The organism is Pectobacterium aroidearum, from assembly GCF_015689195.1.
Taxonomy (GTDB): Bacteria; Pseudomonadota; Gammaproteobacteria; order Enterobacterales; family Enterobacteriaceae; genus Pectobacterium; species Pectobacterium aroidearum.
In genome coordinates this window covers 4,776,506-4,800,055 of the sequence record NZ_CP065044.1, presented here as the reverse complement: position 1 = coordinate 4,800,055, position 23,550 = coordinate 4,776,506, and the positions used below count along the sequence as shown (strand labels likewise).

The 23,550-nt window shown below is 55.0% G+C and carries 25 protein-coding genes; 9 read left to right on the top strand and 16 right to left on the bottom strand.

Going from position 1 to position 23,550, the window contains the following annotated elements:
• Position 1: 1 nt before the first annotated feature.
• From I2D83_RS21440 to I2D83_RS21405, 8 genes are all read left to right on the top strand, one after another.
• Positions 2-1,126, top strand: a complete 1,125-nt coding sequence (locus I2D83_RS21440; RefSeq protein WP_205947269.1) for a sterol desaturase family protein — start codon at positions 2-4, stop codon at positions 1,124-1,126.
• Positions 1,119-2,258 (top strand): fatty acid desaturase family protein, encoded by a 1,140-nt coding sequence (locus I2D83_RS21435; RefSeq protein ID WP_205947268.1) that lies wholly within the window; start codon positions 1,119-1,121, stop codon positions 2,256-2,258. Before I2D83_RS21440 ends, I2D83_RS21435 begins: the two co-directional genes overlap by 8 nt.
• The gene (locus I2D83_RS21430; protein WP_205948226.1) at positions 2,258-3,355 is read left to right on the top strand and encodes an acyl-CoA desaturase; all 1,098 of its coding nucleotides are present in this window, start codon (positions 2,258-2,260) and stop codon (positions 3,353-3,355) included. Before I2D83_RS21435 ends, I2D83_RS21430 begins: the two co-directional genes overlap by 1 nt.
• A 56-nt stretch (positions 3,356-3,411) precedes the next feature.
• A complete protein-coding gene (locus I2D83_RS21425; protein WP_180778809.1) occupies positions 3,412-4,341 on the top strand; it encodes a lysozyme inhibitor LprI family protein in 930 nt (309 codons plus the stop codon).
• A 288-nt stretch (positions 4,342-4,629) separates the two neighbouring features.
• Positions 4,630-6,069, top strand: a complete 1,440-nt coding sequence (gene aldA / locus I2D83_RS21420; RefSeq protein WP_015842219.1) for an aldehyde dehydrogenase — start codon at positions 4,630-4,632, stop codon at positions 6,067-6,069.
• A gap of 70 nt (positions 6,070-6,139) precedes the next feature.
• The gene (lldD, locus tag I2D83_RS21415; RefSeq protein WP_205947267.1) at positions 6,140-7,300 is read left to right on the top strand and encodes an FMN-dependent L-lactate dehydrogenase LldD; all 1,161 of its coding nucleotides are present in this window, start codon (positions 6,140-6,142) and stop codon (positions 7,298-7,300) included.
• A 113-nt stretch (positions 7,301-7,413) separates the two neighbouring features.
• The gene (locus I2D83_RS21410) at positions 7,414-7,914 is read left to right on the top strand and encodes a GrpB family protein (RefSeq protein ID WP_182100929.1); all 501 of its coding nucleotides are present in this window, start codon (positions 7,414-7,416) and stop codon (positions 7,912-7,914) included.
• A 93-nt stretch (positions 7,915-8,007) separates the two neighbouring features.
• A complete protein-coding gene (locus tag I2D83_RS21405) occupies positions 8,008-9,207 on the top strand; it encodes an AI-2E family transporter (protein ID WP_180778812.1) in 1,200 nt (399 codons plus the stop codon).
• Between the two features lie 10 nt (positions 9,208-9,217).
• On the opposite strand, the gene I2D83_RS21400 is transcribed toward I2D83_RS21405, so the two are convergent.
• A complete protein-coding gene (locus I2D83_RS21400) occupies positions 9,218-9,289 on the bottom strand; it encodes a DUF596 domain-containing protein (RefSeq protein ID WP_230458275.1) in 72 nt (23 codons plus the stop codon).
• A 50-nt stretch (positions 9,290-9,339) separates the two neighbouring features.
• The gene (locus I2D83_RS21395) at positions 9,340-9,726 is read right to left on the bottom strand and encodes a hypothetical protein (RefSeq protein ID WP_015842215.1); all 387 of its coding nucleotides are present in this window, start codon (positions 9,724-9,726) and stop codon (positions 9,340-9,342) included.
• A 113-nt stretch (positions 9,727-9,839) separates the two neighbouring features.
• Between I2D83_RS21395 and I2D83_RS21390 the strand changes: the two genes are divergently transcribed.
• Complete coding sequence (locus tag I2D83_RS21390; protein WP_205947266.1) at positions 9,840-10,385, top strand: hypothetical protein; 546 nt, start codon at positions 9,840-9,842, stop codon at positions 10,383-10,385.
• Positions 10,386-10,432: 47 nt separating this feature from the next.
• On the opposite strand, the gene I2D83_RS21385 is transcribed toward I2D83_RS21390, so the two are convergent.
• From I2D83_RS21385 to I2D83_RS21320, 14 genes are all read right to left on the bottom strand, one after another.
• Complete coding sequence (locus tag I2D83_RS21385; protein ID WP_205947265.1) at positions 10,433-10,990, bottom strand: hypothetical protein; 558 nt, start codon at positions 10,988-10,990, stop codon at positions 10,433-10,435.
• A 34-nt stretch (positions 10,991-11,024) separates the two neighbouring features.
• Entirely contained in the window at positions 11,025-11,465 is a 441-nt protein-coding gene (locus I2D83_RS21380; protein WP_205947264.1) for a type II toxin-antitoxin system VapC family toxin, read from the bottom strand.
• Positions 11,462-11,704, bottom strand: coding sequence for a type II toxin-antitoxin system Phd/YefM family antitoxin (locus tag I2D83_RS21375; RefSeq protein WP_095701176.1), 243 nt, complete (start codon positions 11,702-11,704; stop codon positions 11,462-11,464). Before I2D83_RS21375 ends, I2D83_RS21380 begins: the two co-directional genes overlap by 4 nt.
• 154 nt (positions 11,705-11,858) lie before the next feature.
• Complete coding sequence (locus tag I2D83_RS22460) at positions 11,859-12,065, bottom strand: type II toxin-antitoxin system prevent-host-death family antitoxin (protein WP_241007250.1); 207 nt, start codon at positions 12,063-12,065, stop codon at positions 11,859-11,861.
• Between the two features lie 48 nt (positions 12,066-12,113).
• Positions 12,114-12,437, bottom strand: a complete 324-nt coding sequence (locus I2D83_RS21365; RefSeq protein WP_181845515.1) for a hypothetical protein — start codon at positions 12,435-12,437, stop codon at positions 12,114-12,116.
• 603 nt (positions 12,438-13,040) lie between these two features.
• Positions 13,041-13,904, bottom strand: a complete 864-nt coding sequence (locus I2D83_RS21360; RefSeq protein WP_015842204.1) for a YicC/YloC family endoribonuclease — start codon at positions 13,902-13,904, stop codon at positions 13,041-13,043.
• A 91-nt stretch (positions 13,905-13,995) separates the two neighbouring features.
• The gene (locus tag I2D83_RS21355) at positions 13,996-14,904 is read right to left on the bottom strand and encodes a LysR family transcriptional regulator (RefSeq protein ID WP_015842203.1); all 909 of its coding nucleotides are present in this window, start codon (positions 14,902-14,904) and stop codon (positions 13,996-13,998) included.
• Between the two features lie 328 nt (positions 14,905-15,232).
• Complete coding sequence (locus I2D83_RS21350; RefSeq protein WP_205947263.1) at positions 15,233-16,180, bottom strand: isoaspartyl peptidase/L-asparaginase family protein; 948 nt, start codon at positions 16,178-16,180, stop codon at positions 15,233-15,235.
• Positions 16,181-16,239: 59 nt separating this feature from the next.
• Complete coding sequence (locus I2D83_RS21345) at positions 16,240-17,061, bottom strand: M55 family metallopeptidase (RefSeq protein WP_205947262.1); 822 nt, start codon at positions 17,059-17,061, stop codon at positions 16,240-16,242.
• A 26-nt stretch (positions 17,062-17,087) separates the two neighbouring features.
• Positions 17,088-18,164: a DmpA family aminopeptidase gene (locus tag I2D83_RS21340; RefSeq protein WP_370374889.1), complete on the bottom strand. Its 1,077-nt coding sequence runs from the start codon at positions 18,162-18,164 to the stop codon at positions 17,088-17,090.
• An 8-nt stretch (positions 18,165-18,172) separates the two neighbouring features.
• Positions 18,173-19,072 (bottom strand): ABC transporter permease subunit, encoded by a 900-nt coding sequence (locus tag I2D83_RS21335; RefSeq protein WP_205947261.1) that lies wholly within the window; start codon positions 19,070-19,072, stop codon positions 18,173-18,175.
• Positions 19,073-19,080: 8 nt separating this feature from the next.
• Positions 19,081-20,001, bottom strand: a complete 921-nt coding sequence (locus I2D83_RS21330; RefSeq protein ID WP_205947260.1) for an ABC transporter permease — start codon at positions 19,999-20,001, stop codon at positions 19,081-19,083.
• A gap of 18 nt (positions 20,002-20,019) precedes the next feature.
• The gene (locus I2D83_RS21325; RefSeq protein ID WP_015842198.1) at positions 20,020-21,561 is read right to left on the bottom strand and encodes a glutathione ABC transporter substrate-binding protein; all 1,542 of its coding nucleotides are present in this window, start codon (positions 21,559-21,561) and stop codon (positions 20,020-20,022) included.
• An 88-nt stretch (positions 21,562-21,649) separates the two neighbouring features.
• Positions 21,650-23,521, bottom strand: a complete 1,872-nt coding sequence (locus tag I2D83_RS21320) for an ABC transporter ATP-binding protein (protein ID WP_205947259.1) — start codon at positions 23,519-23,521, stop codon at positions 21,650-21,652.
• Between the last annotated feature and the right edge of the window lie 29 nt (positions 23,522-23,550).

The following is a 23,550-nucleotide window of genomic DNA, read 5'->3' as shown; positions in this document are numbered from 1 at the left end:
CATGATCGATTTGGCATTACCCATTGTCTTCATGCTGGTTGTAGTGATTGGTGAAGCGCTGGTTCTACAGTGGATGCGGCGTGAGACGGTGAACTGGCATGACGTGGTGTTCAACCTGAACTCAGGGCATATCATGCTGTGGCTGTTTCGCAGCGTGGAGATTTTTTGCTATGGCTATGTCGCGGCGCATTTCAGTTTGGGCTGGGTGGAAACCTGGCCGCCGGTGCTGATGTGGTTGTTCGCGCTACTCGCCTGGGATTTCGGCTTTTATTGGCTACATCGCCTGCACCATACCTTTGGCGTGCTGTGGGCGGTACATGTGGTGCACCATCAGGGCGAACATTTCAATCTGTCGCTGGGCGTGCGTAACTCCTGGTATTCCTCGCTGACCTCGATTCCGTTCTTCCTGATTCTGGCGCTGCTTGGTGTGCCGCTGTACGTGTTTATCACCGTCTCCATTCTGCATTACAGCGTTCAGCTCTTTAACCATAACGCCATGACGCCCAAACTGGGCTGGCTGGAAAAGGTGCTGGTGACGCCAGCACACCATCGCGTCCACCACGTGAACGATCGCGCTTATTCCGACAAGAACTTCGGCGGCACCTTTATTTTTTGGGACAAACTGTTCGGCAGCTTTTGCCCACAGCTGCCCGACACGCCTTTTCGCTATGGCGCAGGCAAAGACAGACCATCAAACAATCCGTTTTGGGCCAGTAACCTGCCTTTTATGCAGTACCTGAAGCTGTCGGTGCGCCGTACGCGTCGGGCAACGTTTCACTGTACGCCAGTGGCGTTGCTTACCGGTGCGATGCTGCTGTTTGCGCTGGTCGTCGGTTATGTCTACCTGTATGGCTACGGTTATGAGTCCGCTAATCTGCCGCAGGTGGCGCTTTTCCTGCTGCTGGTGAGCGGGGCGGTCGCGTTGGGCGGAATTTCCGAAGGGCGGCGCTGGGGCATTTACGTTTGGTTATTCGTGGTGTTGCTATTCCCTGCGGTGTTTCTTGTCTATCTGGGCTGGGAAGCGCTTTACTGGAAGATCGCCATGTTGGCACTGGCGCTGCACGGGTTGGCGATGGCGTTCGGCTGGGGTCGACATCCTCTGACTGGAGAGCATGACAATGGCTAATGACCTTCCCGCCAGGCCGTATCCGGCGCAGGGTGAACAGGCCTTTCATCGGGCGTTACAGCGCGAAACGTCGGCCTACCTGCGCGCTAATCACGATCATCGCTTTGCCGATAGCGGTCAGTTCGTGAAGGCCGGATTACTCTTTTTAGGCTGCATCGCCTGTTATTCCCTGAGCTTGATACAGCAGACGGCATGGGCATTCTTCCTGAGCTATTTTTCTTTCATCATGCTGTCGATGGTATTGAATATCATCGTGAATCATGACGCCTCCCATAATACGTTTTTCCGTAATCGAACGCTCAATCGCATCGTCGGGCGGATCGTGACGCTGCCGTTAGGCATCGATCCTGACTACTGGCGGTTGCGCCATGTGGACTTCCACCATATTTACCCGAATGTGGAGCATTACGATCTGGATACGGAAGAGAATGGGATTTTTCGTCAAACGCCTTTCCAGCGCCACCGTGCCTACATGCGCTATCAGCATCTTTACTGGCCGCTGGTGGCCTCACTGTCGCTCCCCTATATCGCCTGGGTTTTTGACTGGGCCGATCGGTTGGGTAAAACCCCCGTTAACGCTCGTTCCGTGCAGTCAGGCTACCGTGGGTGGATGATTTTTATCGGCAGTAAAGTCGGTCATATCGTGCTGCTACTGGTGATTCCCATCGTGGTGGGGGCGGCACAGGGCATTAGCCCGGGCGTCGTGCTGTTAAGTTATTTGCTGGGCCAGATGTTGGCCTCGTTGCTGGTGGTCTTTTTACTGCTGGGGTCGCACTGGGCGGAAACGGAATTCTATGCTGTGACCGATACGGAGGTCATGCCTCTGGGCTGGTATCAGCACAACTTTGCGACCGCCTGCGACTGGCTGCCGACGCCGCGCTGGCTTGCGCACTGGACGGGAGGGCTGCACTTACACCTGACGCATCATCTTTTTCCGGGGTGGCACCATCGTCATTACCCTGCGCTCGCCGCTATTTTACGGCGCCTTGCCGCCGAGCATGGTATGGATTATCGCTGCATTACCTATCGCGAGCTATTAGCAAGCCAGCGTCGGTTTTTAAAATCGATGGGGGAAGGTCGCGATCAACGCACAGCGCAACGTGCCGAGGAAGAGGGAAGGGAGGAAGGATGATGCCCGCACCGCTGAAGCCGCTCCGCTATGAACAAGGTCGCGATCTGGCGTTACATCGGGCGCTAATGAAGGCGGCGAATGACTATCTGGCAGAAACGGGCGATCACCGTTTTGCCAACGCCGGATTTATCGGCAAGATGCTGTTTCTGGTGGCGCTGTGTCTGACGTTTTATGGCTTCAGCCTCCGGCAGACGACGCTATGGGGTTTTGCTGGCTGCTATTTTGGCTTTATTTTTACCGCTATGTTTCTGGCGGTGAACGTGGTGCATGACGCCTCGCATAACGTCTTTTTCCGGCAGCCGTGGGCGAATCGCCTGCTCAATATCGTGGTGAGTATTCCGCTCGGTATGGATTCCGACTGCTGGCGAGTGAGGCATGTGATTTTCCATCATGCACACGTGAATGTGCAGTACTACGACCTCGATATCGAAGAGAACGGTGTCTTGCGGCAATCGCCCTACCATCGGTTTCGCTTTTTTATGCGCGCCCAGCGCTATTACTGGCCGCTGGTGGCATCGCTGACCTTCCCCTGCATCATCTGGTTTTTTGACTGGATCGATCGCGCGGGGAAAACGCAGGTGACGCGCAATATGACGCTTCAGGGTGTGAAGGGCTGGGGCATTTTCCTGCTTTCAAAAGCACTGCATGCCCTGCTGGCGCTGGCGATCCCTTACTGGCTGTTGTCGCCGACCATCATTAGCGTCGGCTCGCTGCTGCTGGTGTATCTGCTGAGCCAGATGCTGTCGTCGCTGATTTTTGTTGTCCTGATTCTGGGGTCGCACTGGGCAAAAGGAACGTTCTATCAGGCACCGGAAGATGGGTTATTCCGACATGGTCGCTATCAGCACACCTTTGCTACCACGGTGGATTGGTCTACCCGTCCCGCCTGGCTTGGTTATTGGCTAGGGCAGCTCAATATGCACCTGACCCACCATATTTTCCCCAACTGGAATCATCGGCACTATCCTGCGCTATCCAAAATTATTGCGGACGTCGCCCCGCGTTATGGCATTGATTATCAATGCATTACGTTGAAGGTGATTTTGGTTGAGCAGCAGCGGTTTCTTAAAAAGATGGGAAAGGGCAGAGAAAAATAACCATTACCCATTTTATCAGCTAGTTAGGTTTTTTATTTTTCAAGGAGCGATACGTTATGCGTTATTTATCTCTGGCCGTTTCATCCCTGCTGTGCCTTTTCACCTCGTCCGTCTGGGCGATGGATTGCAGCAAGGCCAGTACAGACAGCGAGAAAATGATTTGCGCCAGCAGCCGCCTACAGCAGCTTGATGCGGTATTGAACAAGGCCTATCAGGGTTACGTGAAACAAGCAGACAAAGCGCAGGCGCGTCAGGAGCAGCGCGCCTGGTTGGCCGAACGTGATCGCTGTCAGGATGACGTTTGTCTGGGGAATGAGATGGTTTCCCGTATTCAGGCGCTGTCCGGTAGTGAAAATATCTCCCTGATTACGCAGGCATCAGACCAGTGGGACTTTGTGCTCAGTGTGGCGACGTGCGATCTCGACTCTTCTTATTCAACCTGTGAAGGCCCCGGCACGCTGGATATCTTTAAGAAAGGACGCGGCGACCTGTTCCAGCGTATCACGATGGAAAATATGTTCATCGAACTGAACAATAAAGGCGAAGTGACGGCGAATCTGGTCGAGGTTTATGGTGAGAACAACAGTGGGCTGGTGATTGATGACGCTAACTTCGATCACCACGCGGATATTATGCTGCGCAATGGTAATAGCGGCGCTTACGGCGGGCCGTCTTACGATGTGTTCCTGTTCGATGTGGAAAAGCAGCAGTTCACCCAGAATGCGCCGCTGACCGAATTAGCCAGCTCCAACCTCGGCCTGTTCGAGATCGATGAAAAAAGTAAGACCATCACCACGTTTACCAAAAGCGGCTGCTGCTGGCACCAATGGTCAACCTACCAGATTGCTAACAATAACCCCGTCCTGATTGCCGAAACCACGGAAGCCTACTCTGAAGAGAAACAGGCGATGGTGGCCACCACTCGCGAACTGGTGGGCGGCACGTGGAAGGAGAAGGAAGAGATCGTTAAAACCGACGAACCCTAAGATTTTCCTGCTTGAGAGACGGCGCCGTCGTTGAATGCGGCGTCTGTCACTGCTTCGCCTATTCCCCCATTGCCGTTACTCCCCAGCGTTCTCCGAGACTTTGCAAAAGTGTTACGTCAGGCGTGCTTAGCATGGCTTTTTTGCCACTTGCTAGACTGAGATGGCAGCCATGAAAAGGTAAATGCCGCGCAAATCGCGCAGCATGGCAAAACTTCACAAAAAAAACGTGTTTTTTTAACAACTCGTTTATGCGTTGTATTCCCTTACCCTACTTTGGAGACGCCTGACATGAGCACCACCCAGAAACGTATGTACATCAACGGTGAGTTTGTTGAAAACAGCAGCGGGAAGTGGATTGATGTGGTGAATCCGGCCACAGAGCAGGTCATTTCGCAGATCCCGGAAGGCTCCGCTGACGATGCGAAGAGAGCGATAGACGCGGCAGAGGCCGCACAGCCGGGCTGGGAAGCGCTGCCTGCGGTTGAACGCGGCGTCTGGCTGCACAAGATCGCCGACGGTATCCGCGAGCGCGAAGCCGAACTGACCGATACCATCATTGCGGAAGGTGGTAAAACGCACGGTCTGGCGCAGACGGAAGTGCTGTTCACCGCTGACTACCTCGACTACATGGCGGAGTGGGCGCGCCGTTATGAAGGTGAAATTATTCAGAGTGACCGACCGAACGAAAACATCTTCGTTTTCCGCAAAGCGATTGGCGTCACGACCGGTATTCTGCCGTGGAACTTCCCCTTCTTCCTGATTGCGCGTAAAGCGGCGCCTGCTCTGATCACCGGCAATACCATCGTCATCAAACCGAGCGAAATCACACCGAATAATGCGGTGATTTTCGCCGAAATCATTCACAAGATTGGTCTGCCGAAAGGCGTCATCAATTTCGTGACCGGCTACGGCCCGACGGTCGGACAAGAGCTGGCCGCTAACCCGAAAGTCGGCATGGTTAGCCTGACTGGCAGCGTGGCGGCGGGGATTGCGACCATGACGGCGGCGGCGCAGAACGTCACCAAAGTGTCGCTGGAACTGGGCGGTAAAGCGCCAGCCATCGTGATGGACGATGCCGATCTCGATCTGGCCGTGAAAGCGATTGTCAGTTCCCGCGTCATCAACAGCGGGCAGGTGTGTAACTGCGCCGAGCGCGTTTACGTACAGAAAGGCATTTACGACGAATTTATCGCGCGTATTAAAGCCGCGATGGAGCAGGTGACCTTCGGCAATACGGCGGAGAAAAAAGCGCTGGATATGGGGCCACTGATCAGCGCGGCGGCGTTACAGCGTGTGGAAGACAAAGTCGCAAAAGCGGTATCGCAGGGCGCGAAAGTGCTGCTTGGTGGCAAGCGCGAAAGCGGTACGGGCTATTTCTACCCGCCCACGCTGCTGGTGGACGTGAAACAGGAGATGCCGATCATGCACGAAGAGGTGTTTGGTCCGGTGCTGCCCGTCGCCACCTTCGACACGCTGGAAGAGGCGATTAAAATGGCAAACGACAGCGAATACGGCCTGACGTCATCGATCTATACTCAAAACATCAACACCGCAATGAAGGCGCTGAAAGGGTTGAAGTTTGGTGAAACCTACATCAACCGTGAGAATTTCGAGGCGATGCAGGGCTTCCATGCGGGCTGGCGTAAATCCGGTGTAGGTGGCGCTGATGGCAAACACGGCTTGCAGGAATACCTGCAAACGCATGTCGCGTACCTTCAATTTCACTAAAAGCAGCTCCAGTAACGGTCATTACTGACCGCAAGAATGACACCAACAAGAAGAAGGATGGGAAAGGACGATGATCATCTCTGCTTCAACGGACTACCGGGCGGCGGCGCAGCGTAAGCTGCCGCCATTTCTTTTCCACTACGTCGATGGCGGTGCGTATGGCGAGCACACGCTCAGGCGTAATACCGCCGATCTGGCGGATATCGCGCTGCGTCAGCGTATCCTGAAAAATGTCTCCGACCTCAGTCTGGAAACACAGCTGTTTGGCGAAAAACTGGCGATGCCGGTGGTGCTGGCACCTGTTGGCCTGACCGGAATGTACGCCCGACGCGGCGAGGTGCAGGCTGCCCGTGCCGCGGCGCAAAAGGGCATTCCCTTTACGCTGTCTACCGTCTCTGTCTGCCCGATTGAGGAGGTGGCACCGACTATCGAGCGGCCGCTGTGGTTTCAGCTCTATGTGTTAAAAGATCGCGGTTTTATGCGCAACGTGCTGGAGCGCGCGCAGGCCGCCGGAGTCAAGACGCTGGTATTTACCGTGGATATGCCGACGCCGGGCGCGCGCTATCGCGATGCGCACTCTGGCATGAGCGGCCCGAATGCGGCGATACGCCGTGTTTTGCAGGCGATGGTGCATCCACAGTGGGCATGGGATGTTGGCCTGAACGGTAAACCGCACGATCTGGGCAACGTTTCCGCCTATCGCGGCACGCCGACGACGCTGGAAAACTATATCGGCTGGCTGGCGGAGAATTTCGATTCCTCTATTTCCTGGCAGGATTTGGCGTGGATCCGCGAGATGTGGAAAGGGCCGATGATCATCAAAGGTATTCTTGACCCGGAAGATGCCAAAGAAGCCGTGAAATTCGGTGCAGACGGCATCGTGGTCTCCAACCACGGCGGTCGCCAGTTGGACGGCGTGCTATCGACGGCACATGCGCTGCCAGCCATCGCGGATGCGGTGAAAGGCGATATCACCATTCTGGCGGATTCCGGTATTCGAACAGGTCTGGACGTGGTGCGCATGATTGCGCTGGGGGCGGACAGCGTCATGCTCGGGCGCGCGTTTGTCTACGCGTTAGCGGCGGCGGGCGAAGCGGGCGTGGTTAACCTGCTGAACCTGATCGAAAAAGAGATGCGTGTGGCGATGACGCTCACGGGTGCTAAGTCGATTGCTGATATCACCACCGATTCGCTGGTGCAGGCGACTCAGCGGCGTTTGGATGGCCTGTAAGCTCCCATCAAGCGGCGAGACGTTTCCTCTCGCCGCGTTTCCCGATGGCTTTTGAATCGTCCCCTGAACGTTGATACCCTTTACACGATAAGGCCGTGTTGGGAGAGCAGTGAATGGGTGGACGGACAATTACCGTAGTGGATTACGATCCACAGTGGGCGACAAATTATGCAACGGCGGCAAGGGAACTCACGCAGGCGCTCGGCGAAGTTGCGGTAAATGTGCATCACATCGGCAGCACGGCCGTGCCGGGGCTATCCGCTAAGCCGGTGATTGATATGCTGCTGGAAGTGGTTTCGTTATCCGCTTTGGACAGCTTCGATCATGTCATGGTCGATCTGGGCTATCGTCCTCGTGGCGAAAACGGAATAGCGGGACGTCGTTACTACACCAAAGGTGGCTATGCGCGCACGCACCATCTTCACGCTTTTGTTGTCGGTGATGGGCATATTCAGCGGCACCTGGCTTTCCGGGATTATCTGCGGGCAAACCCAGCCGTATGTGCCGAGTACACGGCAATAAAACGCGCCGCTGCACTGGCGTGCGACGATGATGCCGCCGTGTATAGCCAGTTAAAAAATGACTTTATTGCCACTCATGAGGCGCTCGCCTAGCCGTTTCCTCAGCACTATGCGCTCTTTCCGGTATTGCAAACGCCCCACTTCGTTCTATATTTCGAGAGCAGATTGAATGAAGGGGAAATCGTTGTGAATATTAAAGGGCTTACGAAGGGATTCTTCATCCTTATCTTATTTGTCGTCACGCTGGCGTTTTTTGACATACTGGCACCGTATTATTCCGCCATCTTGTGGGCGGCGGTGTTGGCCGTCATCTTCCATCCGCTGAAAAGCAAAATTCGGCAAAAACTGAACGATCGCAACGGTGTTGCCTCGCTGCTGACGGTGCTGATCATCTTCCTGATCGTCTTCATTCCATTGGGGGTCATTGTCTCCTCGCTGGTGGTTGAGATTAACGGGGTTTATACCCGATTGCAGGACAGCAATACGCAATTCCCGGTGGTGCTGGCGGAGCTGCTTCAACATCTGCCGAAGTGGGCGCGGCATTTCTTGGCGGAGCACAATCTGGATAACGCCGCCAAAATACAGCAAGAGCTGTCTCAGGTTGCGCTGAAAGGCGGGCAATATCTGGCGGGCAGCGTGTTACTGATCGGCAAAGGCACCTTCACCTTCTTCATCGGTTTCGGGGTGATGCTCTACCTGCTGTTCTTCCTCCTGAAAGACGGTTCCTATCTGGTAAACCTGATTCTGGAATCGCTGCCGCTTTCCACCCATGTGAAGCACCACCTGCTGGTGAAGTTTGCCGCGGTATCCCGGGCGACCGTAAAGGGCACCGCCGTGGTGGCGATTGTGCAGGGGACGCTGGGCGGCATTGCGTTCTCCATCGCAGGGATAGAAGGTAGCCTGCTGTGGGGCTCGCTGATGGCGTTCCTGTCGCTGATTCCTGCCGTGGGCTCGGCGATTATCTGGGTGCCTGCTGCGGTCTTCCTGTTCGCCACGGATATGCTCTGGCAGGCGATCTTCATTGTCGCGTTCTTCGTGCTGGTGATTGGGCTGGTGGATAACATTCTGCGTCCGCTTCTGGTGGGGAAAGACACCAAAATGCCGGATTACCTGATTCTGATCGCCACGCTGGGCGGCATGGAAATCTACGGGATTAACGGTTTTGTGATTGGTCCGCTGATTGCTGCGCTGTTCATCGCCTGCTGGAACATCCTGTCCGGGCGTGACAATCAGGAAAATATTGAAGGTATCGACGAAGATTTTATCGAGGAAGGCCGTCTTTACGCGAGTACGATCACTCCCGAAGAGGCCGATGCCGCGGTGAACCAAACGGCAGATGATCGGGCTGTAGAACCTCAGAGTGTGGAGAATAAGAAGGCTGAGTAAGCCGCCTGCGCTAAGTCCAAATCTCTTGCCCCTCGGGCGTGATCCACACCACGCCTGCGGGGGCTTTGGCTAAGAACCACAGGCCAAATTCGTCTTTCGTCCCCTCTTCAGCACGCGTCAGAGGCTCAGATTTCAGCGCGTGGGGTCATACGCCTTTGCCTCGACGTCCCACGGTATGCTGTGGTCGTCGACCGCGACGTACCATTCACAGTGTGTCAGGGCGAGGCGTATTTCGGATAAACACTGGCACCAGTGCTGCACGCCAACCCAGGTGGCTTCCTCGTCGTTATCGGGAAGTGTGGTTGAGCCAGAAAACACGATCCCTTTTCTGAATACGTTACCGGTTTTCACGTTGAGGGCGAAATCAAAGGATTCCCAATTCAGGCCCTCGCCGGTCGTCAGGTATTTCTCAATTTTTTCGTCAACGGAATGGCGTCGGATAATCTCCTTTACGGCAGAGATCTCTTGTGGGCTCAGGGATTTTTTGCGTCGCGCGGTGTAATAGAGCGAAATTGCCATGTTGCCTCGTTTATTAATAGTGTTTAAGGTGAGGTAATACAGAATAAATTTTCGAATAAAAAACGACGTAAAATAATCAGGATGTTCTGATTTTATAAAGGTAAGGGATAGTTATGTTGGGGAAAATGCTTCTGATTGGAATGGGCGCGGTATTACTTAGCGGATGTTCGGTCGCAACCTATAGCCATAAGCTGGAAGATTATCAGGGCGATGACCGTGTAGGTATCACGTTCGATAATCGCAATCTCGACTATATTCGCGTTTATCCGACGACTGACAGATGTATTAATATTGATGCGCCAGAAAATGGCTATACCAATAATGCATTTGGGTTCCAAACTAAACTCAATAATAAAGAACTCGGCTTCCCAGCTATTCCAGAAACACCAACGATGATTCGTGAATTTTGGGTCAGCGCGCAACACAATATTGCAGTCAGAATGATTGCTGCGAATGGTGGATTTAGTTCCGTGACCTTTAAGCCCGTGGTGGGGAATTACTATTATGTTACTGGTAAATTTGTTGATATTTATTCGCCACGCCGCATTGAAGTCTACGAAGTGTTCAAGACGGAAAAAGGCTACTACGACCGCCGCCCCGTCAAAGATTTGATGCTGAAAAACTGCGGTGGATTTGATTCCAGAGTGCATAAGTTTTAATGCTGCTACTCGGCCAGACGCGATCTGTCTGGCCGCCTTCACTATGTTTAGGTGAGCTGTTTCCCGGAAAACGTGCTGGCATACCAGGCATCCATCACCGACAGCAGGTTTTTCACTTCTTCGACGGTCAGACCGTAAGAATTCGCGTTTTCATGCGGTTTAACGACGAGCAGCGGAATATCGGCACGCGTGTGCAGGTAATCGAACTGATATTCCACCTCCGTGTTGTAAAACAGACTTCCGCCAACGTTTCCGGCCTTACGTAATTGCTTGATCTGTTTATCTTGCGCATTCGGATCTTCCGCCCAAATCAGGAAATCACGAAGCGGCTGCGTCTGGCGCGAAAAATCATCACGCGTGAAGCCGAAATAGGCATAACGCTTTCCTACCACTAACGCAATTTTGCTCTTATCGTCAGTAATTCTGACGTTAAAAGATCGCTTATCCACGGTGCAGTCACGAAACTGTGGTTTGTAATCACAGGCAGAAAGATTCTCGGCTTCATAAACTTCATAAAGACGCATCGTGGCGTATTTATCGAAGGTGGTGAGCGCCTTGCAGCCGGTTAACACAAGAAGAATGGCGGGGAGGACGAGGTAACGCATGGCGGTTGTTTTTCCCCTGTTTTTCACTGGTGTACTAACAGCACTCGATCACGTTGATGTACCCTGAGCAATACTTGATGATATTTCCATCGTTCGTTATTAATGCCAGACCTTCTATTTTTGCCTGAGAGACTAACATTCGGTCAAACGGGTCTTGGTGCATTTCTGGTAAGTCAGCGAGGTTATAGGCGTGAGTTGCCTGCATAGGAAGCTCAAGATAACCCGCTGATAATAAACCTTTCGTCATAGCCTCTGCATCAATGCTAAAGCGGGGTTTGTTCAACGCAGTTTTGATTGCTATCTCTTGTATGCTGATGGAAGAAAAGTAAAAACGGTTATTGTCATCGGAAAGAATGGCGATGGCGTCGCTGCTAAGTTTTTCCGGCTCTCCTGCTAACCAAATCAACGCATGCGTATCTAACAAGTAGCCAGCAGAGCGTCGTTTTGGTACATCGTCCTTGTTGATTGTCATCATGATTTCCCATTAAACATGTCGATAATTTCTTCTTTATTCAAATCATTAAAATTATCTGGGGCTGAAACTTGGCCCTTCATGAAACCAATGCGTGGCGTTTTCTCAGTAACGGTAAGGGGAACGATCTTCGCTACGGGTTTACCGTTGCGGGCGATGACATAGGATTCTCCCGTTTCAGATACATGGTTGATAATTTTAGAGAAATTGGTCTTTGCCTCGTAGAGATTGATTTTTTGCACAGGTCCTCCGAAGAGTTGGTCAAATTCTTCAAAAAAGTTGGTCTACATGGGTTGAGTCTACTGGTCATTTAAGAATTGGTCAATCTGTGACCGATGAAAGCGTGGGTAGATTTTGGCGCTATTGTAGGAATACAGTCCTATTTTGTTGCATGCATCATCGGTCGTTCAGCGCTTCAATGGTATGGCTGTGGCGCCGCATGATGAGAGCAAATTCGGCGTCTAACTTGGCATTCTGGTACGCCTCTATGCCCTCTTTACCAACCGCAGCGGCAGGTTTCATGCCTTTGTGGGTGGCTTCCACTGTGTTATCCAGTTTGGAAGATGCCGTATTACTGATGTTGGTTGAGGTATCGATTTGCATCTGTGTTCTCCTGAATTCACACCTCAACCGTATGTTTCGGTGGTTCCGTCATTCAACGGATAATACAGCAGCTTGTTGGTGTGAAATGAACAGATTTTTGGCCTGTTCGCTGATTACCAGCAATGCCGGAATCAGGTGTGCACATGCGTTGAAATAGGCGCTGAGTTGTTGAAGATTTTCTGTGGTGGTTTCTGTCGCCAGTGATTCGCTGGCATATTGCAGACCGTGGCACAATCCTTCAACTGACTCTGTGGCGATTGCGCTGAGATCGTCGCGTTGAGCACGACTAAGGTGCTCAACGGGTAACGAAGCGATCAGGTCTCGGAAAATGGTAATGGAACTCTCGGTAGCGGCAGTATTTATCGTGGTCATTGGCGATCCTCCTTGAAAGTCAGTGCCGCCAATTGTCGATGCTTTTTACGAGTTCAGATACTACGAGTTTCGTAGCGTGTTTCTGTAACGAAAAGAAAAATGGGTCGTGACATTATCCGTCTGATTATGAATAACGGTGGGAGAACAGAGCGAGTTTATGTTCATACGCGAACAAGCATGCTTTGATATGTTGTCTACTGATAATTAAGGCTAATTTACTTTCGGTCTGATTTTTTTGAAAAGAATTTCACGTCAACATAGATAATAATGACAATGGTAAGAATAGTCAGTTTTCCCCAATGCTCAGGGATGAATTCGTAGAATAAAACACCTAAACCAATCATTAGAGCCATCGTGGTATATGTGTTAATAAATTCTTTAACTACATACGAAAATATTTTCTTTAAGCCCATTTTTTATAATTCCGTTTATTGCTTCTATGATTTAAATATGATGGTGAGTTATCCGGCCGGTATGTACACGTCTATGTACACATAAAACACGCGCTGTAGTGATACTTTATAAGACACTATAAAACAAAAAAGGCCATGATTTACAATGGCCTTTTTATCTTGACGAGACAACGCGAGATCGCGTGAAACGTTACTCAATATTCTGAATCTGTTCCCGCATTTGCTCGATTAGCACCTTCAATTCAATCGCTGACGCGGTGACGTCGGCGTTGATGGATTTCGAGGCCAGCGTGTTCGACTCGCGGTTGAATTCCTGCATCATGAAGTCGAGGCGGCGGCCGACGGCTTCTTCTTTTTTCAGGATTTTGTAGGTTTCTTTGACGTGAGCGTCGAGGCGGTCGAGTTCTTCGGCGACGTCGACACGCTGCGCCATCAGCACCAGTTCCTGTTCCAGACGGTTATTTTCCAGCTGTACCTGCGCATCTTCCAGCTTGCTTTGCAGACGTTCGCGCTGCCAGAGCAGGATGTTCGGCATTTGGGCACGTACTTTGACGACTTCGGCGCTGACACCCGCCAGACGCTGTTCGATCAGCGCTTTCAGCGCGTTGCCTTCGCTTTCACGCGCGGCGATGAAGTCATCCAGCGCGCCTTCCAGTGCGGTCAGCAGTTCGGCGCTAATAGCGTCCAAATCCTGCTCTTCCGCCGACATTACGCCGGGCCAGCGCAGAATATCAACCGGGTTGATTTCCCCTTCGTCGCTCTGCATTTTGACCCAGTTGGCGGCCTCAACAAGTTGCTTCGCCAGTTTCTCGTTCAGAATCAGCGCACTTTGCGCACTCGGGTCGAGCTCAAAACGCAGGTTGCATTCGATTTTGCCACGGGTCAAACGGGCGCGAATGCGCTCACGGGCGACGGGTTCGAGGCTGCGGAATTGTTCCGGTAAACGAAGATAGGTTTCCAGATAGCGCTGGTTAACGGAACGAAGTTCCCAGGCTGCGCTTCCCCAGTTGCCCTTGATTTCTCGGCGGGCGTAAGCGGTCATGCTGCGAATCATTGGTGCATACCTGTTAAGCAAATGATGAGGGGATTATAGCGTTGGGCTCCCGCAGGGGATAGAAAAAACCGTCCGTGGTATCTGTCGTGAATCAGGCGGCGTTAAGCAGGGCTTCGTTTTGTCTGGCGATGTCGCGACAGCGATTTTTCATCATCTGTTTCAGTTGCAGCGTCGCCTGTGACTGCGGGTTATCACGACGGCTGATCAGCGTGACTTCAAAAGGCAGCGGCTGGTCGATAGGGACGATTTTGAGCTGGTCGGCATAGCGGCAGGCGGTAAAGAGATCGACAATGCCCGCACCGCCGCCCGCCAGCACCATGTCGGCGATCACCGAGTAGGTTTTGATATAGAGCGACGCCGCCGGCTGTAGCGCTTTGTCGCGCAGCGCACGGTGTACCACCTGACCGAGCGGGTCCTGATGCTGCATCATCAGCAGGTTGTTGTTGCACAGCCATTCCAGCGATACCGGGCCGTTTATCGGGCTGTTTTTTGGCAGCAGGGCAACCATCGTGGATTGGAACAGTGGTTCAGCCAGTAGCTCGGACGGCACCTGCTGACCAAAGATCAGCGCGAAATCGAGCTGGTTTTGCAGGATGTTCTGGCACAGCGTGCTGAAGTGTTCGGTGACGAGTTCGACGTTAACCGAGGCTGCTTGCTTATGAAATTCCACCAGCGTTGGCGCCACGATCATCTGCCCGAACGCGTGTGCTGCACCCAGCCGTACGGAGTGTGCCTTGCTGGTTTTGATTTGTTCGGTAAGGGAACTGATGCTTTGCAGATGGCTGAAAAGCTCCTGCACTTTCGGGATGAGGCGCAGCCCTTCTTCGGTGGCGACCATCCCCTGAGTTCGACGTTCAAACAGGGAAAAACCGAGCTGCTGTTCCGCGTGGTTCAATACCCGACTGACGTTGGGCTGTGAAACGTTGAGCAAACGGGCGGCGCCGCTGATGGTGCCTGCCTGAACAATGGCCTGGAAGATTTCAATATGGCGTAATCGCATGGTGCAGGCTCCGGCTGACGCTTTCTGATGAGCATCGTATGAGTAATAACCAAAAGTTCTGCAATTATTACGCCAGATTATATACCCGTCATACTTCAAGTTGCATGTGCGTTGGCTACGTTCAGTCACCCGAATCACTTACCTGAGTAAGCTCATCGGGATTCCTTCTCTTGCCGCCTTCCTGAAACTCGAATTATTTAGGGTATAAGGCCGCGATGAATGGTCGATAGATAAGCGATGAGGGCGCTTTGTGCACTATTTTGATGCCCAATAATGGTGCGATTGCACCGATATTGGGCGATTTGGCTCTGTTTCGACTGCTGATAGCTTAACGATAGATATCGGCGATGGGGGCTTCTCCCACGTAGCCGTAGCCGCGGTACATGCCTTCACTGTTAAACGGCAGGGCGATATTGCCCGCTTTGTCGACGGCAATCAGCCCACCGCTGCCGTCCATCCGCACCAGTTTCTCCATCACGACGCGATCGCTGGCCTGCTGTAGCGTGAGTCCGGCGTATTCCATCAGCGCCGAGACATCATAGGCGGCGACAGCACGCATAAAGACTTCGCCCGTACCGGTGCAGGAAACGGCGACCGTCTGGTTATTGGCGTAGCAGCCTGCGCCGATAATCGGGCTGTCGCCCACGCGTCCGGCCTGTTTGTTGGTCATGCCGCCCGTTGAGGTGGCTGCCGCAAGATTTCCTGCGCTGTCGAGCGCGACCGCGCCGACGGTACCAAATTTACGGTCGGGATCGATAGGGTCGCTCTGGCCGTCATGGTCGAGAATGACGCGGCCTGCGCCTGCCTGCGCGTTATACAACTGTTGGCGGCGTTCGTCGGTGGAGAAAAATGCAGGGTCAACCTTTTCCAGACCGTGCTGTTCTGCAAATGCTTCCGCGCCGTCAGCGGTAAACATCACGTGCGGACTGGCTTCGAGAACGGTACGGGCTGCCAGAATCGGGTTACGGATATGGCTGACGCAGCTCACCGCGCCAGCATCCAGCGAACGTCCGTCCATGATGCTGGCGTCCAGTTCGTGGGTTTCCGCGTGGGTGAAGACTGAGCCGTGTCCGGCGTTGAACAGCGGGCACTCTTCCAGCAGACGGACGGCCTCCGTCACGGCATCCAGCGCACTGCCGTTTTCGGCCAGAATGCGTTGTCCGCTGGCGACAATCTCGGACAGCGCGGCCAGATAGCGCTGTTCTTTTTCAGGGCTCATGGCCGAGCGGGTCAGCGCACCAGCGCCACCGTGGATCACAATCACGGGTTTCGTCATGCGATAAATTCTCTTTTCAGTCGGTTTACGGCTCTCTAAAAGAGGCGGATAGACCGGAATCAGTTTTGCGTTGTCGCCAGATAGGAAAACGCGCCCAGCAGGCTGGTGATTTCCCGCATGCTCTGCGCCGTATAACCTACGGTTATGGCATCCAAACGTTCAACGCTCGGCAGCAGACAGAATAGATCGGCCAGTACCGGTTTTGCCACCATCAGTTCGAGACGATAGGGCGCCTGAATCCGCGAATTCAGCGTCTGGTGGGCTTTTTCTACCGCCGCTTTTGCCGCGTCACGAATCACCTGACGCGCTTGCTCGGTGCTGAGGGATTCAGCCGCGTGCTGCGAGATGGCGCGTTTGACGCAGGCGTAGTCAGTGGCGGGGTAGTAGCGGGCGATCCAGCTCTGGAGCGTGTCGTCTCCGCTAACCAGCCACAGTGGTGTCTTCTGTTCTACGCCAGCGGCAGCGTAGATGTCGCTCTCGCCCATGATTTCACCGTTGATGCGCACGCGGTAGAATGCACGACCGTTGATGGTATGCGACAGCACGCCAAACTCGCCCGCCGCGCTGTGGTAGCCGATGAACATCAGGCCGTCGAATTGCTGCTGTTCCAGCCCTTCAATCATCGAATAGCCGCGCGGTTTGCCCTGTACCAGCCGGGCGCGAGGGTCGATGTTCTCTGCGCGCAGGTTGACCATCGCCGCGTGGCTGTCGGCAACGACGACTTCTGTTGCGCCACCCGCGAACGCGCCGTCAATCGCGGCATTCACTTCCTGCTCCATCAGGCCGCGTGCCAACTGGTATTCCGCGGTGCCGGGGCTGCACTGTTCCGGGCGCATGACGCCCGCGATCCCTTCGATATCAGCAGAAATAAACACTTTCATAATCAGTTTCCTACGGAAGAATGGGCTTATGGATAAAGCGCTGCGGCCAGCCGATCCAACGCCTGTGGCAGCGTCGGGCGATGATGACCGCGAAAACCGGTCACGGCGTCAGCCTGAAGCATGGCGTCGAGTACCGCGTGTTCGGTGGCGTCGGCGGCGGCGCTTAACAGCGGTTCAAGCTGCGCATCCTCCGGCGGCTGTGGCTGTGGGCAGGTAGAGAACGCGACGGCGATATCACCGGAACCGTGTCCCCAGTAACTGCCGAGTCGACCAAGCCCTGCGCCAGCGCGTTTGGCGATGCGCTTCAGCTGACGGGCGTCGAGTGGGGCATCTGTCGCCATGATAATGATGATCGATCCGGCATCCTGCTGTGGCGCAAGCTCCGGCAGGATGGGCGCAATGGCGCTTCCCATCTGCACGCCGTCCAGCGTCAGTGAGGAAAGCGTACCGAAGTTTGCCAGCACCAGTACGCCAAGCGTGGCGTTCAATTCGGGGATCAGGCGTGATGCGGTGCCGATGCCTCCTTTCAGGCTAAAGCAGCTCATTCCGCGTCCTGCACCGACGCTGCCGCGAGCGAAGCGGTCTGCTGCACTGTCCAGCGCCTGTCGCGCCATGTGCTCCGTCACCGCCAGCGCCTGAATGTCGTTCAGCCAGCCGTCGTTGCACTCCAACGCCAGCGGGTTCACCGTCGGCAGCGTGCGACCCAGTTCAGGATTACGGGCAATGGCGTCGCGCACCAGCGTGGTAAACAGCGTGCCGGTCGCCAGCGTGTTGCTGAGCAGGATAGGCGTTTGCAGCTGTCCCAGTTCCTCAATCTGTACCAGTCCGACGGGCTTGGCGAAGCCGTTCAGCACTGCCGCGCCGCAGGGCAGAGGCTGGGTGAACAGGTTCTCGCCGGGCGGCACAATCGCTGTGACGCCGGTTTGCACTTCCCCAGCCGCCAGCGTGCAGTGGCCGACGCGCACGCCTGCCACATCACTGATACTGTTCTGTGGTCCGCTAGCCGAGCGTGGCGTACCCAACTGCCGCGTCGTTTTCCAGCGTTGTAGCAACAGCGCCTGCTGTTGCTGGTGATAGTCGTTTATCTGGTGATCGCCGTGCATCGCCTTCCTCAGCTTTTCAGTTTGGGATCGAGCGTATCACGCAGCGCATCCCCGAGCAGGTTAAACGCCAGCACGGTAAAGAAAATCGCCAGACCGGGGAACACGCTGACGTGCCAGGCACCAGCCATCATCAGGCTGCGGCTCATCGCCAGAATATTGCCCCATTCCGGTACGTCCGGCTCTGGGCCAAGGCCGATGAAGCTCAGCCCTGCCGCCGTCAGGATGCTGGTGCCGATACGCATGGTGAAATAGACGATCACGTTAGGCAGCGTACCGGGCAGGATGTGGCGCATCAGTATGATGGGATCCGGCGCACCGGCACAGCGTACCGCTTCTACATAGGCTGCCTGTTTCAGCGATAGCGTAGAGGCTCGCACGATTCGCGCGAAAACCGGCACGCTGAAGACGGCGACAGCGATAATCACGTTATTCAGGCCAGGGCCGAGGATGGCGACGACCGCAATCGCCAGCAGCATGCCGGGGAAGGCGAACAGCACGTCGGAACCGCGCATGATCAGCGTATCCACCCAGCGGCCGTAGTAGCCTGCCAGCAGGCCGAGGACGATGCCGACCAGCATGCCGAGCGTGACGGAAAAGATACCGATGTATAACGAGATGCGTGCGCCGTAGATGATGCGGCTCATCACATCGCGTCCGAGATCGTCGGTGCCCATCCAGTGCGCTGCTGAAGGCGGTGAAGCCAGCGCCGTCCAGTCAGGCTCCATCGGGTTCCACGGTGCCAGCCAGGGCGCGAAAATCGCAACCAGTACCAGTAGCAGGACAAAGCCGCTGGACACCAGCGCCATCGGGTTACGGATAAAGACCTGAACGAAATCGCGCCACGGCGAACGTATCGTCTCTTCATCAAGCGTGGCTGCGGCCACGACGGGTTCGGAAGGCAGGTTCATCGTGTCTCCTAACGTAGGCGAATCGCCGGATTGACCACCGCGTACAGCAGGTCCACCAACAGGTTAATGACAATAAATTCAAACACGAACAGCATGACCAGAGCCTGAATGACCGGCTGATCCTGCGTCTTGATCGATTCAATCAGCAGCCAGCCCAATCCCGGCCAGCTAAATACGCTTTCGACGACGATGGAGCCACCGAGCAGGAAGCCGAATTGCAGCCCCAGCATGGTGATGACCGGAATCAGCGCGTTACGCATCACATGCTTCCAGGTGACCAGCCGATTGCGTAGCCCTTTGGATCGCGCGGTGCGCACGTAGTCTTCCTGTGCGACTTCCAGAAACGCGGAGCGGGTAAAGCGCGCCATGACGGCGGCTACCGAGGCTCCGAGCGTCAGTGCTGGCAGAATGATGTCGCTGGGCTGATTAAAACCGCTGACGGAAAAGACGCCGAACGGCATGGCCACAAACTGAATCAGCAGCAGGCCGAGCCAGAACGGCGGCATGGAAATTCCGCCAACCGCGAAGCTCATCAGCGTCCAGTCCTGCCATTTGCCCCGCTTGAGTGCGGACACCACGCCAATCAGCAGACCGAGCAGCACCGACCAGACGAAGCCCGCCAGCGCCAGCCACATGGTAGGCATAAAGCTCTTGCTGATGACGTCGATGACCGGCTGCTGGGTGCGGTACGTCACACCCAGATCGCCGCTGAACAGGCCGCCGAGCCAGTGGATATACTGCTGCGGCAGCGGGTCATTCAAGCCTAACTGCTGACGGGCGGCTTCCACCGCCTCAATCGTCGCATCAGCACCCGCGTAAATACGTGCCGGGTCACCCGGCAACAGCTTGATAAAACCGAACACTAACAGGGAGACCACCAGCAGAACCGGGATCATTTCCAGCAAACGTCGGACGATATAAGCAAACATGGCGTTCTCCCTGACCGATTACTTAAATTCAGCCTGATCGAAGATCAGCGAGCCGTCTGCCAGCATGTACACGCCGTCGAGGTTCTTGGTTTTACCGACAATGTTGTCCGGCGTACCCAGGAAGACTACAGGCGCGTCCTGCCAAATCTGGCGCTGTGCGTCAGCGTAAGCGGCGGCACGTTTGTCAGCATCGGCAGTGGCCAGACCGGCAGTAATCGCTTTATCCGCTACCGGGTTGCTGTAGTAGGAGACGTTGTACGCGACCGGCACCCAAGACTCGGTGGCGAACAGCGGACGCAGCGCCCAGTCGGCATCACCGGTGGATGGAGACCAGCCGTTGTAGAACAGGTCAAATTCGGCATCTTTCGGATCTTTCACGCCAAACAGTTTGGCGTTACGCATCCCGGAATCCATCGGTGTGACGGTGACTTTGACGCCAACCTGCTCTAACTGTTGTTTGAAGAACTGCGCGCTGCGGATGTAGTCGGTGCGGTTCGTCGTCCACAGTTTCAGGTTCAGGCCGTTGGCATAGCCCGCTTCTTTCAGCAGCGCCTTGGCTTTCTCTGGGTTATAGGTGTAGTTCGGCGAGGTTTGACGCGCGAAGAATTGCACGTCCGGCGCCATTGCCGAGGAGGCAGGAACGCCCATGCCAGCAAAGCCCACTTTCAGCCAGATGTCGCGGTTGATGGCGTAGTTAAGCGCCTGACGCACGCGGATATCGTTCAACGGCGGACGCAGGTTGTTCATCGCCAGCCAGAATTGATAGATGCTCGGGTCGCGCTGAATCGCCAGCTTGCTGTCGCTTTGTACGGTGGCGATCAGATCGGAAGGCAGCGGATACACGGCATCAACCTGACCGGATTTCAGTGATGCCACGCGGGTGGAGTCTTCCGGCGTCGGGTAGAAGGTCACGCTGTCGACTTTCGGCCAGCCTTTCTGCCAGTAGTTGTCGAATTTCACCAGCTTCACGTCTTTACCCTGCTGCCATTCGGTGAACTTGAATGGACCGGTACCGACCGGGTGTACGCGTAGCTGTGCTTCGTCCGGGTATTTCTTCAGGGCTTCCGGACTGTGCATGACGGCAGACGGGTGCGCCAACGTGTTCACAAAGGCACCGAAGGATTTGTTCAGCTCAATTTTAACCTGTGTCGGCGACAGCACGGTGACGGTTTGCACCATGTTAAACAGGCTGTTGCGCTTCAGACCTTTGCTCTGATCGGCCAGACGGTCTAGGTTGGCTTTAACGGCGTCGGCGTTGAACGGTGCGCCGTCCTGGAAGGTGATGCCTTCACGCAGCGTTACGACGAATTCGGTGGCGTTATCGTTACTGGTGTAGCCCGTCGCCAGACGCGGTACCAGCTTCATTTTATTATCGAACTGGAACAGACGCTCGAAGATGCCGCTCTGAATGGAGTAGCTCAGCGTGTCCGAGGTGTCGTGCGGGTCGAGCCCGGTGATGTCGGCATAGATAGAAATGCGAAGGTCTTGCGCCTGGGCAACAGCCGCCAGACACAGTGAGAGCCCGAGGGCAACGGCAGAGCGGCGAACAAATGGCTTCATGGTTATCTCTCCTGGTCAGCAATGAACGTGTGTTGTGTTTATCAATATGTCGTGTTTTTTCACTATTCTTTTGTAACTACATCGTGTTTCAGGCTGCCGATTCGTTGTCGGCGACCCAGTGCTGCGGCGCGACCTCTCGGTAGCGCGTTTTGGCGACGGTCTCACCTGCTTTACGCAAAGGAGAGGGGATTTCGCTGTCGTCAAACTGGCGTGTACCGCGACGCGTTGGATCGGCAATTGGAACTGAGGCCAACAGGCGGCTGGTATACGGATGCTGTGGATCGTTAAACACCGACTGGCGCGGGCCGATCTCCACAATCTGGCCGAGGTACATCACCGCGACGCGGTTGGCGATGCGCTCAACAACGGCCATATCGTGCGAAATGAAAATCCACGACACGCCGGTTTTCTTCTGGAGATCCATCATCAGGTTGACGACCTGTGCCTGAATCGACACATCCAGCGCTGAAACGGCTTCGTCAGCAATGATGACCTGCGGCTGTAGCGCCATCGCGCGGGCAATCGCGATACGCTGACGCTGCCCGCCGGAAAATTCGTGCGGATAACGGCGCGCGTGCTCAGGCAGCAGGCCGACGCTTTTTAACAGCGCCTGCACCTGTGGTGTCGCTTCTTCCAGTGATTTCACCAATCCGTGGAGCAGCAGCGGTTCGGCGATGGTAAAGCCGACCGTCAGGCGCGGGTTGAGCGAGGCATACGGGTCTTGAAACACCATCTGCATTTCCCGACGCAGCGGCTGGAAATCACGCTCTTTCATCTGGGAAATTTCGTTGCCCTGAAAATGGATGCTTTCGGCTTCGCTCTGTACCAGACGTAGCAGGGCGCGTCCGGTGGTGGATTTGCCACAGCCGCTTTCCCCAACGATAGCCAGCGTTTCGCCCGGCCAGACGTTAAAATCGATCTGTTCTACCGCGTGAACGTGGTGAGTTACGGTGGACAAAATCCCGCTGCGCATCGGGTAATAAACCCGCAGCCCGCGAATATCTAACAGCGGCTCGGCGTCATAGCGGGCGGTGACTTGTTCAATATTCGCCGGGTCGGCAGCCTGCCCTAGCAGTGGGAAACGTTTCGGCCAGAGGCTGTCGCGCATGTCGCCCAGTTTGGGTACGGCGGCCAGCAGCGACTGGGTATACGGGTGCTGTGGTGCGGCAAAAATCTGTTCGACGGTGCCTTGCTCCACGATTTCGCCGCGATACATCACCACCACGCGATCGGCGATTTCCGCTACCACGCCCATATCGTGCGTAATAAACAGCACCGCCATGTCGCTCTGCTGTTGCAGGTCGCGCAGGATTTGCAGAATGCGCGCCTGCACGGTGACGTCCAGCGCAGTGGTCGGTTCATCGGCAATCAGCAGTTGTGGGTCGCAGGCCAGCGCCTGTGCGATCATCACGCGCTGGCGCATCCCGCCGGACAGCGAGTGCGGGTAGCTTTTCATCACACGGTCGACATCCGCGATACGGACCTTGTGCAGCAGTTCACGGGCTTTTTTGTCCGCGCTGGCGGCATCACAGATCTTATGGTCAAGCAGCGCTTCTGTGAGCTGGTCGCCGACTTTCAGCACCGGATTGAGCGAAGTCATCGGTTCCTGGAAAATCATGGCGAGATCGCGACCGCGCAGCTTACGGCGTGCTTCCGCTTTCATGCTCAACAGGTCATGCTGCTGACCGTCGCGTGCGGTAAAACGGAGCGCGCCGCGTTCGATGTTGGCAGAGTCCGCCAGCAGCCCCATCACGGTGAGTGACGTCACGGACTTGCCTGAACCACTTTCGCCGACCACGGCGACCACTTCCCCTTTATTGACGGTAAAGGAAATGCCTTTTAGCGCCTGATGCGTGCCGGAACGGCCGCTAAAGCTGACGCTCAGGTCGTCGATTTCCAGCACAGGTCTGGGGGCGTTACCGGGTGCTGTGGCGGCACCCGCGTGCATGATATCCGTCATGGTCACTCCGGTTGAGGGTTGTAGGGTTA

Excerpts from the sequence above, each read along its gene's own strand:
- I2D83_RS21440 (WP_205947269.1), top strand. The coding sequence starts at position 2 with ATGATCGATTTGGCATTACCCATTGTCTTCATGCTGGTTGTAGTGATT.
- I2D83_RS21435 (WP_205947268.1), top strand. The coding sequence starts at position 1,119 with ATGGCTAATGACCTTCCCGCCAGGCCGTATCCGGCGCAGGGTGAACAG.
- I2D83_RS21430 (WP_205948226.1), top strand. The coding sequence starts at position 2,258 with ATGCCCGCACCGCTGAAGCCGCTCCGCTATGAACAAGGTCGCGATCTG.
- I2D83_RS21425 (WP_180778809.1), top strand. The coding sequence starts at position 3,412 with ATGCGTTATTTATCTCTGGCCGTTTCATCCCTGCTGTGCCTTTTCACC.
- aldA (WP_015842219.1), top strand. The coding sequence starts at position 4,630 with ATGAGCACCACCCAGAAACGTATGTACATCAACGGTGAGTTTGTTGAA.
- lldD (WP_205947267.1), top strand. The coding sequence starts at position 6,140 with ATGATCATCTCTGCTTCAACGGACTACCGGGCGGCGGCGCAGCGTAAG.
- I2D83_RS21410 (WP_182100929.1), top strand. The coding sequence starts at position 7,414 with ATGGGTGGACGGACAATTACCGTAGTGGATTACGATCCACAGTGGGCG.
- I2D83_RS21395 (WP_015842215.1), bottom strand. The coding sequence starts at position 9,726 with ATGGCAATTTCGCTCTATTACACCGCGCGACGCAAAAAATCCCTGAGC.
- I2D83_RS21390 (WP_205947266.1), top strand. The coding sequence starts at position 9,840 with ATGTTGGGGAAAATGCTTCTGATTGGAATGGGCGCGGTATTACTTAGC.
- I2D83_RS21385 (WP_205947265.1), bottom strand. The coding sequence starts at position 10,990 with ATGCGTTACCTCGTCCTCCCCGCCATTCTTCTTGTGTTAACCGGCTGC.
- I2D83_RS21380 (WP_205947264.1), bottom strand. The coding sequence starts at position 11,465 with ATGATGACAATCAACAAGGACGATGTACCAAAACGACGCTCTGCTGGC.
- I2D83_RS22460 (WP_241007250.1), bottom strand. The coding sequence starts at position 12,065 with ATGCAAATCGATACCTCAACCAACATCAGTAATACGGCATCTTCCAAA.
- I2D83_RS21365 (WP_181845515.1), bottom strand. The coding sequence starts at position 12,437 with ATGACCACGATAAATACTGCCGCTACCGAGAGTTCCATTACCATTTTC.
- I2D83_RS21360 (WP_015842204.1), bottom strand. The coding sequence starts at position 13,904 with ATGATTCGCAGCATGACCGCTTACGCCCGCCGAGAAATCAAGGGCAAC.
- I2D83_RS21355 (WP_015842203.1), bottom strand. The coding sequence starts at position 14,904 with ATGCGATTACGCCATATTGAAATCTTCCAGGCCATTGTTCAGGCAGGC.
- I2D83_RS21350 (WP_205947263.1), bottom strand. The coding sequence starts at position 16,180 with ATGACGAAACCCGTGATTGTGATCCACGGTGGCGCTGGTGCGCTGACC.
- I2D83_RS21345 (WP_205947262.1), bottom strand. The coding sequence starts at position 17,061 with ATGAAAGTGTTTATTTCTGCTGATATCGAAGGGATCGCGGGCGTCATG.
- I2D83_RS21340 (WP_370374889.1), bottom strand. The coding sequence starts at position 18,164 with ATGCACGGCGATCACCAGATAAACGACTATCACCAGCAACAGCAGGCG.
- I2D83_RS21335 (WP_205947261.1), bottom strand. The coding sequence starts at position 19,072 with ATGAACCTGCCTTCCGAACCCGTCGTGGCCGCAGCCACGCTTGATGAA.
- I2D83_RS21330 (WP_205947260.1), bottom strand. The coding sequence starts at position 20,001 with ATGTTTGCTTATATCGTCCGACGTTTGCTGGAAATGATCCCGGTTCTG.
- I2D83_RS21325 (WP_015842198.1), bottom strand. The coding sequence starts at position 21,561 with ATGAAGCCATTTGTTCGCCGCTCTGCCGTTGCCCTCGGGCTCTCACTG.
- I2D83_RS21320 (WP_205947259.1), bottom strand. The coding sequence starts at position 23,521 with ATGACGGATATCATGCACGCGGGTGCCGCCACAGCACCCGGTAACGCC.